The following is a 12450-nucleotide window of genomic DNA, read 5'->3' as shown; positions in this document are numbered from 1 at the left end:
CTAGGACCGTCGGGTGTGCGACCGCGTCACGATGACGAGCACCGCGGCCAGCGTGAGCGCGAGCGGGACGACGAGGGCACCGCGGAAGTCGGCCAGCGTCGAGGTCTCGTGCGCCTCGGTGCCCAGGGCGAGGGTGACCGCGGCCAGCCCGAGCGCGGCCCCGAACTGGAAGCCGGTGTAGAGCACGCCGCCGGCCAGGCCCTGCTCGGACTCGGCGACGTCCTGGGTGGCGGCGAGGGTGAGGGGTCCGTAGGCCAGCGCGAAGGCGAGGCCGACCAGGACCAGCATCGGGAGCATGTCGAGGTAGTCCCAGTCGTCGTCGAGCCGCAGGAAGAGCGCAAAGGCGAGCGCGGCACTCAGCAGGCCGGCGGTCATCACCGCGAGGTGCCCGAACCGCCGCACCAGGTACGGCGTGACCAGCGGCGCGACCAGGAGGTCCAGGCCCATCACCGCGAACGTCATCCCGGTCTCCAGCGGGCTCCAGCCGCGCAGGTCCTGCAGGTAGAGGGTGACCAGGAACTGGAAGCCGAAGAACGACCCCATGAACAGCAGGCCGGCCAGGGTGGCGCGCACCAGCTGGCCGTCGCGCAGGACCCCGAGCCGGACCAGCGGCTCGGCCGCGCGCCGCTCGACCGCGACGAAGGCCGCACCCGCGAGGGCGGAGACGCCCAGGGCCATGACACCGCGGACCACGTCGCCGTCCTCGCCGAGGGAGACCAGGCCGTAGACGGCCGCGACCATCCCTGCGGTCACCACCACGGCGCCGGTGACGTCGAAACGACCGGCCGGCGCCGGCGTGACCGCGTCGGCGCGGATGAGCGCGCGACCCGCCACCAGGATCGCCGTCCCCAGCACCACCGGTGCCAGGAAGACGAGCCGCCAGCTGAGGCTGGTGAGCGCCCCGCCGGCGACCGTGCCCAGGGTGAAGCCGGCGGCCCCAGTGGCGCCGTAGATGACGACCGCCCGGTCGCGCAGCGGACCGGCCGGGAAGCTGGTCGTGATGATGCTGAGGCCGGCGGGCGTCATGAACCCGGCGGCGGCGCCGGTGACGAACCGGGCCACCACGACCATCGTCCCGGAGTCGGTGAGGCCGCCGAGGCCGGAGAACGCCACGAACACGGCCAGGGCGCCCAGGAAGACCCGGCGCCGGCCGAACAGGTCGGCCGAGCGGCCGCCGAGCAGCATGAAGCCCGCGTAGCCGAGCACGTAGGCACTGATCACCCAGTGCGCGGTCCCGGTGGCCAGGCCGAGGTCGCGGCTGATCGACGGGACGGCGACGTTGAGCATCGCGACGTCGATGCCCTCGAGGAACAGCGCCCCGCACAGCACGAGCAGCAGGGCCCACTCGCGCCCGGTCATCCGGGCGAGGGGACGGTGCGGTTCCTGGGCGGGGACGGTGGACACGGGCACTCCTCGGGCCGACGGCGACGGTTGGTTACCTCTTGTAACCGACCCCCAGCGTGGTCCACGATGCCCGGGTGGAGGAAGTAGGCACTTCGACGTCACCCGGTTACCCCGAGGTGACCGGGTCCGGGCCCGAGCAGGACCCGACCGGCGGCCCCGACTGCTGGGACGCCTTCCAGTGGGACCGGCGCGAGGACTGCGAGGTGCGCCAGATCCTCGACCGGATCGCCGACAAGTGGTCGCTGCTGGTGATCTCGCTGCTGCAGGAGCGCACCATGCGGTTCACCGAGCTGCGGCGCGAGATCGACGGCATCAGCCAGCGGATGCTGACGGTGACGCTGCGCCAGCTCGAGCGTGACGGGCTGGTGTGCCGCACCGTGCACCCGGTCGTGCCGCCCCGGGTCGACTACTGCCTGAGCCCCATGGGCCGCACGCTGCTCGGCACGATCCAGGCGCTGGTGGGCTGGACCGAGGAGCACCAGGAGCAGATCGCCCGCGCCCGGGCCGAGTTCGACGCCGCCCAGGGCGAGGCGCCCGACTAGCGCCCGACTAGCGCCCGACTAGCGGTCGCCGGTCAGGCGGAGCCGAGCACCACGTCGGCGAGCACCGGGGAGCCGTCGCGCTCGCCGCCGGCGACGGTCGCGGTCGCCACCACCGTCGACCCCTCGGTGCGCCACCCCTGCACCCGGATCGTCTCGCCGGGGAACACGACCCCGGAGAACCGGGCGGCGTAGGACGTCACCCGGGTGGCGTCGCCGCCGAGCAGGGCGTCGGTGAGCTCGCGCAGCACGATGCCGTAGGTGCACAGGCCGTGCAGGATCGGCGCCGGGAAGCCGGCCCTCGTGGCGAAGTCGGGATCGGCGTGCAGGGGGTTGCGGTCGCCGCAGAGGCGGTAGAGCAGCGCCTGCTGCGGCGTGACCCGGTACGTCGTCTCGGCGTCGGGCCGGCGGTCGGGCACCGCCACCGCGCTCGAGACGCCGCGGTCACCGCCCCAGCCGCCCTCGCCGCGGACGAAGATCGACGAGCGCACCGTCCACAGCGGGTCGCCGGACCCCGACCGCGCGACGCCCTCCTGCCAGATGACGGCCGCCTTGCCCTTGTCCCAGACGTCGGTGAGCGTCGTGGAGATGGTCGCGGTGCCGGAGGTGGGCACCGGCCCGTGCACGGTCACCGCCTGCGAGCCGTGCACCACCTGGGCCAGGTTGATGTCGCAGCCCGGCAGGTCGAGCGGGGGCGGGTCGGTCTCGTGGAACGTCGGCGCGACCACCCCGAACGACGGCAGCACCCGCAGCCCGGGGCCGTCGAGGGTGTAGGCGAGCGCCGTGGGGGAGACGGGGTCGCCCTCGCGCGCGCCGGCGCCGACGGCGAGGTGGTAGAGCAGCACGTCGCTCTCGGCCCAGGAGAAGGTGCGGTCACCGAGGTCGGCGCCGATCGCGACGTCGGGGTCGATGGGCATCAGGCGGTCTCCTGCTCGCGGCGCGCGACGGCCGGCGCGGCCGGCGTCGACGGCACCGCGACCGTGCCGGCGATGTCCTCGGCGGCCAGGTAGCCGAAGACGAGCGCCGGGCCGATGGTGCCGCCGGGGCCGGGGTAGGTGTGGCCCATCACCGCCGACGAGACGTTGCCGGCGGCGTACAGGCCCGCGATGACCGACCCGTCGGGCCGCAGCACGCGGGCGCGCTCGTCGGTGACCAGCCCGCCCTTGGTGCCGAGGTCGCCGGGGACGATCTGGACGGCGTAGAACGGACCCTCGTCGATGCGGTGCAGCGACGGGTTGGGCTTGACGGTGGGATCGGAGTAGTACTTGTCGTAGGCCGACTCGCCGCGGTGGTGGTCGACGTCGACGCCGCTGTCGGCGAAGCCGTTGAACCGCTCGACGGTGCGTTCCAGCGCCGCCGCCGGTACGCCGATCTCGGCGGCGAGCCCAGCGAGGGTGCCGGCCTTCTTGACCACGCCCTGCGCGAACCACTTGCCGGGGAACGGCTGGCGCGGCATCAGCCCGGCGAAGACGTAGCGGTTGCGGTAGCGCTGGTCGATGACCATCCAGGACGGCACGTGGCCGACCCCGGTGGCCTCGCCGCGGTAGATCTCGTGGACCGCCTCGACGTAGGGGAGCGCCTCGTTCATGAACCGCTCGCCGGCCTGGTTGACGATGATCGAGCCGGGCAGGTTGCGCTCGGCCAGGCAGAACCACGGCCGCCCCGGCAGCGGGATCGTCGGCCCCCACCAGCCGTCGTCCATGAGGTCGGTGCGGGCGCCGACGGCGATGCCGGCGAGCAGGCCGCCGCCGGTGTTGTTCTGCGACCCGGTGGTCCAGTCGGTGGAGGTCGGCTGCGGGAGGTACTGCTCGCGCAGCTCGGCGCTGTGCTCGAAGCCGCCGCTGCCGAGCACGACGCCGCGACGGGCGCGGACGACGTGCTCGACGCCGTCGCGCACCACCCGCACGCCGACCACGCGGCCGTCCTCGACGACGAGGTCGCGCAGCTCGGTGTCGTAGTGCACCGGGACGCCGCAGTCCACCAACCCCTGGCGCAGCCCGATCGCGATCGCGTTGCCCATGGCGTACATCCGCCGGCGCAGCAGCCCGGAGACGACCCGCCTGAACGTCACCTTGGCCATGGTGAGCGGGCCGCGGAGGGTGCGCAGGCCGAGGCTGATCTTGCGGAAGTCGGCCTGGGTGACGATCAGGTTGGCCGGCGCCTTGGTGTACGCCGGGTGCAGCCGCTCGAGCTCGCGGCCCAGGAAGCGGGCGTCGAGCGGGACCGGCTCGACGGTCCGGCCGCGGGCGCGACCGCCCGGCTGCTCGGGGTGGTAGTCGGCGTAGTCGGGCACCCACGCGAACCGGACCGGCGTGCGCCGCCGGAGGAAGTCCATCACCTCGGCGCCACGGTCGAGGTAGGTGTCGCGACGGACCTTGGGCACCACGTCGCCGACGATCGAGTCGAGGTAGAGCTTGGCGTTCTCGAGCGGGTCGTCCTGGCCGACCGCCCTGAGCGCGTAGTTGCCGGGGATCCACACCCCGCCGCCGCTGCGGGCGGTCGAGCCACCGAACCAGCCGCTCTTCTCCAGCAGGACCGTCCCGAGCCCTCGATCGGCGGCCGCGAGGGCCGCGGTCATCCCGGCGCCGCCGGCCCCGACCACGACGACGTCGACCTCGCGGGGGAGCGACGACTGAGGGGTGCTCATGGCGCGAAACTGTAACAGGTTCTAGTATTGCGCCGTGACCTCCCAGGACGCCGTCGCGGCCGCTGTCGAGCGGCTGGCGACCGCCCAGGAGACCCGCGTTCCGTGCGCCGCCGTGCGCGACCTGATCGGCACCGACGACCTGCCCGCGGCGTACGCCGTCCAGCAGGGCCTGGTGCGGGCCCGGCTGGCCCGCGGGGCCACGGTCGTGGGCCGCAAGATCGGCGCGACGTCGAAGGCGGTGCAGGACCAGCTCGGCGTCGACCAGCCCGACTTCGGCTACCTCCTCGACGACATGGACGTGAGCCACGGCGCCGACGGCACGCCGGTCTCGATGCGCACCCTCGTGCAGCCGCGGGTCGAGGCCGAGGTCGCGTTCGTGCTCGCCTCCGACATCGCCCCGCCGACCGAGGACGAGATCACCCTCGCGGCGGTCCGCGACGCGGTCGAGGTGGCGCTGCCGGCGCTCGAGATCGTCGACTCCCGCATCGCCGACTGGGACATCGGGTTCACCGACACCGTCGCCGACAACGCCTCCAGCGGCCTGTACGTCGTGGGCCGCGAGGGCCGCACCCTGGGCGAGGTCGAGCCGCGCGAGGTCGCGATGTCGCTGACCGTCAACGGCGAGGTGCGCTCGTCGGGCACCGGCGCCGCCTGCCTCGGCGACCCGCTCGAGGCACTGCGCTGGCTCGCCGTCCAGGCGTTCCGCTTCGGCGACCCGCTGCGCGCCGGCCACCTGGTCCTGTCCGGGGCCCTGGGCCCGTTCGTGCCGTTCGCCCCGGGCGACCGGGTCGTGGCCACCATCAGCGGGTTCGCCCCGTTGTCCGTCGAGTTCGAGGAGTAGGTGTGGGCGAGAAGCTGACCGCTGCGATCGTGGGGCCGGGCAACATCGGCACCGACCTGATGTACAAGCTGCTGCGCAGCGCCGCCGACGGGGGGAGCGTGGAGCCGCGCTGGATGATCGGCGTCGACCCGGCCTCCGAGGGGCTGCGCCTGGCCGCCGACCAGGGGCTGGAGGCCAGCCACGAGGGCGTCGACTGGCTGCTGAAGCAGGACGAGCTGCCCGACCTGATCTTCGAGGCCACCTCGGCCTACGTGCACCGCGAGTACGCGCCGCGCTACGCCGAGGCCGGCATCGTCGCCGTCGACCTCACCCCGGCCGCGGTCGGGCCCGCCGTCATCCCACCGGTCAACGGCGAGCAGCACGTGGCCGAGGCCAACGTCAACATGATCACCTGCGGCGGCCAGGCCACCATCCCCATGGTCGCCGCGGTCTCCCGGGTGACGCCGGTGTCCTACGCCGAGATCGTCGCCTCGGTCTCCTCCAGGTCGGCGGGGCCGGGCACCCGCGCCAACATCGACGAGTTCACCCGCACCACCGCCGCCGGCGTCGAGACCATCGGCGGGGCCGAGCGGGGCAAGGCGATCATCATCCTCAACCCGGCCGAGCCGCCGATGATCATGCGCGACACGATCTTCTGCGCCGTCGACCCCGACGCCGACACCGATGCGATCGTGGCCTCGGTCGTGGCGATGGAGAAGGCCGTGCAGGAGTACGTGCCCGGCTACCGGCTGCTGCAGGAGCCGCAGGTCGACGGGCCGTCCGAGGCGACCCGGGGGCGCACCAAGATCTCGGTGTTCGTCGAGGTCGAGGGCGCCGGCGACTACCTGCCGCCGTACTCCGGCAACCTCGACATCATGACCGCCGCCGCGGCACGGGTGGGCGACAACATCGCCCGCCACCGGATCGGAGCCAGCTGACATGGACGACCGCGACACCCTCACCCGCACCTGGTCGGGCAGCCACGGGGACGACCCGTTCGGCCACCTCGACCTGCGCCTGACCGACACCTGCCTGCGCGACGGGTCGCACCACAAGCGGCACCAGTTCACCGCCCAGGAGGTCCACGACATCGTCGCGGCCCTCGACGCCTCCGGCATCCCGGTGATCGAGGTGACCCACGGCGACGGCCTCGGCGGCTCGTCGTTCAACTACGGCTTCTCCCGCACGCCCGAGCAGGAGCTGATCCGGATCGCGGCCGAGACGGCCACGCGCGCCCGGATCGCGTTCCTGATGCTGCCCGGCGTCGGCACCAAGGACGACATCCGCGCCGCCCAGGACAACGGCGGCCAGATCTGCCGGATCGCGACCCACTGCACCGAGGCCGACACCTCCGTCCAGCACTTCGGCCTGGCCCGCGAGCTCGGGCTCGAGACCGTCGGGTTCTTGATGATGAGCCACACCCAGCCGCCCGAGGTGCTGGCGAAGCAGGCGCGGATCATGGTCGACGCCGGCTGCCAGTGCGTCTACGTCGTCGACTCGGCCGGGGCGCTGATCATGGAGCAGACCGCCGACCGGGTCTCGGCGGTCGTCGCCGAGATCGGCGACGTCGCCGACGTCGGCTTCCACGGCCACGAGAACCTCGGCCTCGGCGTCGCCAACACCGTGATCGCCGCCCGGGCCGGGGCGACCCAGATCGACGGGTCCGTGCGCCGTTTCGGCGCCGGCGCCGGCAACACGCCGCTCGAGGCGTTCATCGGCGTGTGCGACAAGCTCGGCTGGACCACCGGGGTCGACTTCCTCCAGGTGGTCGACGCCTCCGAGGACGTGATCCGGCCGGCGATGCCGGAGGAGTGCCGGCTCGACCGGATGACGCTGATGATGGGCTACGCCGGCGTCTACTCCTCCTTCCTCAAGCACGCCGGCAACGCCGCCGACCGCTACGGCGTCTCCGGCGCCAAGATCCTGCTCGAGGCCGGCCGCCGCAAGCTGATCGGCGGCCAGGAGGACCAGCTCATCGACATCGCGCTGATGCTGCAGCAGCAGGACCGGACCGAGCAGGAGAAGGTCGCCGCCGGCTCCTGACCGGTCACAGGGTGGCGAGCACGGCCTCCAGCCCGGCCTGGTCGCCCTGGGCGACGAACGCCGTCCGGTGACCGCAGGCGGCGTCGAGCGCCACCTGCGCCGGGGTCGGGCGCAGCGGGGAGCGGGCGTCGCCGAGGGTGAGCACGCGGGTGCCGGGGGCGGCGAAGACCGAGAGGTGCAGGGCCGAGCCCGACAGCCCGGCCAGGACGTCGGCGCCGCGCACCAGCGCGATCTGCTCGGTGATCGACAGTGTCTCGGGGTGGACGACGGCGAACCCGGCCGCGGCGAAGTCCGCGTCGAGCCGTGCGTCCTGGTCGGACCCGGTGCGCACCCGCGTCTCCTTGGCCTGGGCGTGGAAGCGGGTGCGCGAGAGGTAGACGCGCGGGTGCGGTCCACGGGTGCCGACGGCGTCGGAGACCCGGCGCCACAGCCGCACCGCCGGCGGCGCGGCCCACCGCTTGAGCACGACGGGCCGGGCCGGCACCAGCAGCCGGTCGACCCGCAACGGCCGGCCGCGCACGATGCGGACGCCGTCGGGGTCGTAGCCGGCCAGGGCGAACAGGTCGCGTTGCCACGCCGACAGGGTCGGCGCCTGCAGGCGGCGCATCGGCTGGGAGTCGACACCGCGCGCCGGCCGGTGCGTGAGCACGCCGGCGACGGCCCCGGTGTCGGCGGGGTCAGGCCACAGGTTGGGCAGCAGCTCGACCAGGAAGTGCCCGAAGTGGCCGGCCCAGTGGCCGGCGTACAACCAGGTGCCGTCGAGGCGGCGCGCGCCGTCGGGGACCGGGACCACCTCGGGGTCGGCGGCGACCGGGTTCATCCGGTCACCGTTCCAGAGGTGCTGGGAGGCCGGCACCAGGACGCCGTCGGCCTCGTGCACGGCGCCGCGGATCCACACCTGCGGACCCGACTCGACCCGCAGCGGTCCCTGGCTGAACGGCGTGACCACGGCGTCGTCGACCGGGACCAGGGCTTCCGGGTCGCCGGTCGGCTCGTGCCGTGCCGTCGCGACCGTCCACACCATGCCGCGGACCGTACCGCTCGGGCTCCTCGCGACACGACGACGCCCCGCGACCGGGACGGTCGAGGGGCGTCGGCAGTGGTTCGGGGTGGTCGGGGGTCAGACGCGGGCCAGGATGCTGTCGATGTGCTGGGCGATGGCCTGGGCGTCGGTGTCGTGGTGACCGAGGGTGAAGCGGCGGCTCACGTCGCGGCCCTCGGTGAAGAAACCGCCACGCTTGTCGACCTCGAGGAGGACGTCGAGGTCGCCGGGCCGGGTCACGAAGGTCAGCTCGACCTCGTTGAAGCGGCGCCCGGAGCTGCGGGCGTCGAACTCGTACTCGCCGTAGAAGCCGAGGGTCGAGCCGGGGACCCGGCCGGCCTCGAAGTCGGCGCTCTTGAAGTGGAAGCCGAGCTGCTGCATGGCGAACAGCGTGGCCTCCTGGGCCGGCAGCGCCTGCACCTTGATCGGGTCGTTGTCCTTGGCGTCGATGGCGTTGTCGATCTCGAGCACGGTGGCGACGGCGATCTTGAGGCCGTGGATGTGCTGGCTGCCGATCTGGTTGGGGGAGAGCTCGACCGGCACCTGCAGCTGGAACGGCAGCGAGACGTGGCCGCCGGGCTGGACCGAGAACGGGCCGCTGATGCGGCTCTCGCCGAAGAGCCGGGCCGCGGCCCACTCGTCGTCGCCGCTCTCGACCTCGACGACGGCGGAGAGCGCGGCGCGGATGCCCTCGAGGGCCTGCTCGACGTCGCCTCCGCGGACGTCGACGCGTCCGGTGAGGACGCCACCAGGGGTGGCGACGGGGTGGTCGAGGACGGTGTCTACCTTGGCGCCGCCCTTGCCGAGCGCGGCCTGCAGTTTCTTGAACATGTCAGGCACCCTAGCCCGCGCGGCACCTCCGCAAACGGGTCTGTGCGGGTCTTGTGCTCGCGGACCAGACCGGCACCACCCCTCTGCGCTGGACCCAGACTAGAACGTGTTCTAGTCTGGGCGCAGACCAGGCACCGCACCAGGAGGCACCGATGTCCCAGGCCGTTCTCGACGGCGTCCGCGACCTGCTCCCCGGCCTGCGGGAGCGCGCGGACGAGACCGAGCGACTCCGCGTCGTCCCCGAGGCCTCCGTCAAGGAGCTCGAGGAGACCGGCTTCTTCACGCTGCTCCAGCCGCGGCGCTTCGACGGTCACGAGGCCGACCCCGTCGACTTCTACACCGCGGTGCGCGACATCGCGGGGGCGTGCGGCTCGACCGGGTGGGTCTCCAGCGTGGTCGGCGTCCACCCCTGGCAGGTCGCGCTGTTCGCCGACGAGGCGCAGCAGGCCGTGTGGGGCGAGGACACCAGCACCCGGCTGAGCTCGTCGTACGCCCCGACGGGCAAGGCGACCGTCGCCGACGGCGGCTACCAGCTCTCGGGCAAGTGGAGCTTCTCCTCGGGCTGCGACCACTGCTCGTGGGTGCTGCTCGGCGGGCTGGTCTTCAACGGCGACGGCCAGGTCGTCGACTTCAAGACCTTCCTGGTGCCCCGTGACGACTACACGATCCTCGACGTGTGGCACATGGTCGGCCTGGCCGGCACCGGCTCCAACGACATCGTCGTCGACGACGTCTTCGTGCCCGAGGCGTTTACCCTGAGCATGGGGGAGACCGGCCAGTGCCGCGGCCCGGGCCAGGAGCAGAACACCTCCGACCTCTACAAGCTGCCGTTCCACTCGATCTTCACCGGCACCATCACCACCCCGATCATCGGGATGGCGATGGGCGCCTACGCCGAGCACGTCGAGATGCAGAAGCAGCGCTCACGCGCCGCCTACCTGGGCGAGAAGGCCTCGCTCGACCCGTTCGCCGCCGTGCGGATCGCCCGGGCGTCCTCGGAGATCGACGCCGCCTGGGCCCTGCTGGTCGCCAACATCCGCGAGGAGCAGGCCTACGTCGCCAAGGGCGAGAAGATCCCGCTGCGCTCGCGCCTGAAGGTGCGCCGTGACCAGGTGCTCGGCAGCCAGCGCGCCATCGACGCGATCGACGCGCTCTTCGAGGCCTCCGGCGGCCGGGCCCTGGCCAACGGCACCTACCTGCAGCGTGCGTGGCGCGACGCCCACGCGGGCCGCGTCCACGCCGCCAACGACCCCGAGCGGGCGCTGCAGATGTTCGGCGCCCACGAGTTCGGCCACAAGATCGACCCCGGGATGTACTGAGTGACCCTCGCGCCCCTCCGCAAGGACGACGTACGCCGGTCCGCCGCGGCCGGCGACATCACGCTGACCTACTACGAGGCCGGCGACCCGACCCCGGCCGGGGGCGGGCTGCCTTTGGTGATGCTGCACGGCGGTGGTCCGGGCGCGAGCGCGTGGTCGAACTTCGGCCCCGCCCTGCCGCACTTCGCCACGACGTTCCGCACGCTGCTGGTCGACCAGCCCGGCTTCGGCGGCTCCGACAAGCCGCCGGTCGTCGGCAACTTCTACCGCCACAGCGCCGACCACGTCGTCCGGCTGCTCGACGGGCTCGGGATCGACCGGGTGCACCTGCTCGGCAACAGCCTCGGCGGCGGCACCGCGATGCGCCTCGCCCTGACCCACCCCGACCGGGTCGGCCGGCTGGTGCTGATGGGTCCCGGCGGGCTCAGCCTCAACCTCTTCCACGCCGACCCCACCGAGGGCGTGCAGCGCCTGATGGAGTTCGGCGCCGACCCCACCCGCGAGCGGCTGCGGGCGTTCATCTCCACGATGGTGGTCGACCAGTCGCTGGTCACCGACGCGCTGGTCGAGGAGCGCTTCGCCGACGCCACGGCGCCCGGCGCCCAGGAGGCGATGCGCTCGATGGGCATGAGCTTCTGGAACCCCGAGACCGCCGAGGACGGCATGCTCTGGCGCGAGGCCCACCGGCTGCGCAAGCACACGCTGCTCACCTGGGGGCGCGAGGACCGGGTCAACCCGCTCGACGGCGCGCTGGTCGCCCTCAAGCTGATCCCGAAGGCGCAGCTGCACGTCTTCCCCCAGTGTGGGCACTGGGCACAGATCGAGGCGGCGGAGGAGTTCGCCGAGATCACCACCGCCTTCCTGTCCCGCCACGTCGAGAGGCCGAAGTCATGACCATCGAGATCAGGTCCATGGGCTACGTCCGGGTGGCCTCCACCGACCTCGGCGCCTGGACGACGTTCGCCGGCAAGGTGCTCGGGCTCGCCGAGGGCCGCGGCCCGCACCCCGACCACCAGTACTGGCGCATCGACGAGGTCTCGGCCCGGCTGGTGGTCTTCCCCTCCGACGTCGACCGGCTCGAGTGCGTCGGCTGGGAGGTCTCCGACCCCCGCGCCCTGCAGGAGGCGCGCGAGCACCTGCAGAAGGCCGGCGTCGAGTTCACCGACGGCACCCGCGAGGAGCTCGACGAGCGCCGCGTCCAGGAGCTCGTCCGCTTCCGCGACCCCTGGGACAACGTCTTCGAGCTGTTCCACGGCATCACCTACGAGTCGCGACCGGTGGTCACGCCGTACGCCGCGAAGTTCGTCACCGGTGACCAGGGGATGGGCCACATCGTGCTGCCGGTGCTCGACGACGTGGAGGCGCTGCGGTTCTACACCGACGTGCTCGGCTTCCGGCTGCGCGACTCGATGAGCATGCCGGGTGAGTTCGTCGGCAAGGAGCCCGGCTCCAAGGTGTGGCTGCGGTTCCTCGGCGTCAACCCCCGCCACCACTCGCTGGCGTTCCTGCCGATGCCCAACGAGAGCAAGTGCGTCCACATCATGCTGGAGGTCGACGAGCTCGACGACGTCGGTCGCGCGCTGCAGCGGGTCAAGAAGCACCAGGCGCCGCTGTCGGCGACGCTCGGCCGGCACATGAACGACGAGATGGTCTCGTTCTACGTCAGGTCGCCCGGCGGCTTCGACGTCGAGCTCGGCACCGACGGCCTCACCGTCGACGACGCCCGCTGGGTGGCGCGGGAGTCGACCGCGGTGTCCTACTGGGGCCACGACTTCGGCGGCGGGTCGTAGGACCTACCGTGTCAG

12 protein-coding genes are annotated in these 12450 nt (G+C 72.8%); 7 read left to right on the top strand and 5 right to left on the bottom strand.

Going from position 1 to position 12450, the window contains the following annotated elements; translation table 11 throughout:
* The gene (locus AC4MBH_RS14680; protein ID WP_491795642.1) at positions 1 to 1404 is read right to left on the bottom strand and encodes an MFS transporter; all 1404 of its coding nucleotides are present in this window, start codon (positions 1402 to 1404) and stop codon (positions 1 to 3) included.
* 74 nt (positions 1405 to 1478) lie between these two features.
* Between AC4MBH_RS14680 and AC4MBH_RS14675 the strand changes: the two genes are divergently transcribed.
* Positions 1479 to 1946, top strand: coding sequence for a winged helix-turn-helix transcriptional regulator (locus AC4MBH_RS14675; RefSeq protein WP_491795641.1), 468 nt, complete (start codon positions 1479 to 1481; stop codon positions 1944 to 1946).
* Between the two features lie 32 nt (positions 1947 to 1978).
* On the opposite strand, the gene AC4MBH_RS14670 is transcribed toward AC4MBH_RS14675, so the two are convergent.
* On the bottom strand, positions 1979 to 2860 hold the full coding sequence (locus AC4MBH_RS14670) for a MaoC/PaaZ C-terminal domain-containing protein (protein WP_491795640.1): 882 nt from the start codon (positions 2858 to 2860) through the stop codon (positions 1979 to 1981).
* Positions 2860 to 4590 (bottom strand): 3-oxosteroid 1-dehydrogenase, encoded by a 1731-nt coding sequence (gene kstD, locus AC4MBH_RS14665; RefSeq protein ID WP_491795639.1) that lies wholly within the window; start codon positions 4588 to 4590, stop codon positions 2860 to 2862. The genes AC4MBH_RS14670 and kstD overlap by 1 nt, the downstream gene beginning before the upstream one ends.
* A 34-nt stretch (positions 4591 to 4624) precedes the next feature.
* On the opposite strand from kstD, the gene AC4MBH_RS14660 reads away from it, so the two are divergent.
* Genes AC4MBH_RS14660 through dmpG form a run of 3 tightly spaced genes read left to right on the top strand, consistent with a single transcriptional unit; the run spans position 4625 to position 7453 of the window.
* Entirely contained in the window at positions 4625 to 5431 is an 807-nt protein-coding gene (locus AC4MBH_RS14660; protein WP_491795638.1) for a 2-keto-4-pentenoate hydratase, read from the top strand.
* Positions 5432 to 5433: 2 nt separating this feature from the next.
* Positions 5434 to 6348, top strand: coding sequence for an acetaldehyde dehydrogenase (acetylating) (locus AC4MBH_RS14655; RefSeq protein ID WP_491795637.1), 915 nt, complete (start codon positions 5434 to 5436; stop codon positions 6346 to 6348).
* Position 6349: 1 nt separating this feature from the next.
* Positions 6350 to 7453, top strand: a complete 1104-nt coding sequence (dmpG, locus tag AC4MBH_RS14650) for a 4-hydroxy-2-oxovalerate aldolase (RefSeq protein WP_491795636.1) — start codon at positions 6350 to 6352, stop codon at positions 7451 to 7453.
* A gap of 4 nt (positions 7454 to 7457) precedes the next feature.
* Here the strand turns inward: dmpG and AC4MBH_RS14645 are convergent, their stop codons facing one another.
* Positions 7458 to 8477: a glycosyltransferase family 61 protein gene (locus tag AC4MBH_RS14645; protein WP_491795635.1), complete on the bottom strand. Its 1020-nt coding sequence runs from the start codon at positions 8475 to 8477 to the stop codon at positions 7458 to 7460.
* 96 nt (positions 8478 to 8573) lie between these two features.
* Complete coding sequence (locus AC4MBH_RS14640; protein WP_491795634.1) at positions 8574 to 9326, bottom strand: sporulation protein; 753 nt, start codon at positions 9324 to 9326, stop codon at positions 8574 to 8576.
* Between the two features lie 152 nt (positions 9327 to 9478).
* On the opposite strand from AC4MBH_RS14640, the gene hsaA reads away from it, so the two are divergent.
* Genes hsaA through hsaC form a run of 3 tightly spaced genes read left to right on the top strand, consistent with a single transcriptional unit; the run spans position 9479 to position 12435 of the window.
* The gene (hsaA, locus tag AC4MBH_RS14635; RefSeq protein WP_491795633.1) at positions 9479 to 10645 is read left to right on the top strand and encodes a 3-hydroxy-9,10-secoandrosta-1,3,5(10)-triene-9,17-dione monooxygenase oxygenase subunit; all 1167 of its coding nucleotides are present in this window, start codon (positions 9479 to 9481) and stop codon (positions 10643 to 10645) included.
* Complete coding sequence (gene hsaD, locus AC4MBH_RS14630; protein WP_491795632.1) at positions 10646 to 11539, top strand: 4,5:9,10-diseco-3-hydroxy-5,9,17-trioxoandrosta-1(10),2-diene-4-oate hydrolase; 894 nt, start codon at positions 10646 to 10648, stop codon at positions 11537 to 11539.
* A complete protein-coding gene (gene hsaC, locus AC4MBH_RS14625) occupies positions 11536 to 12435 on the top strand; it encodes an iron-dependent extradiol dioxygenase HsaC (protein WP_491795631.1) in 900 nt (299 codons plus the stop codon). The genes hsaD and hsaC overlap by 4 nt, the downstream gene beginning before the upstream one ends.
* Positions 12436 to 12450 lie beyond the last annotated feature (15 nt).

It is taken from the genome of Nocardioides sp. WJ219 (assembly GCF_058559815.1).
This window is presented reverse-complemented; position numbering and strand designations above follow the sequence as displayed.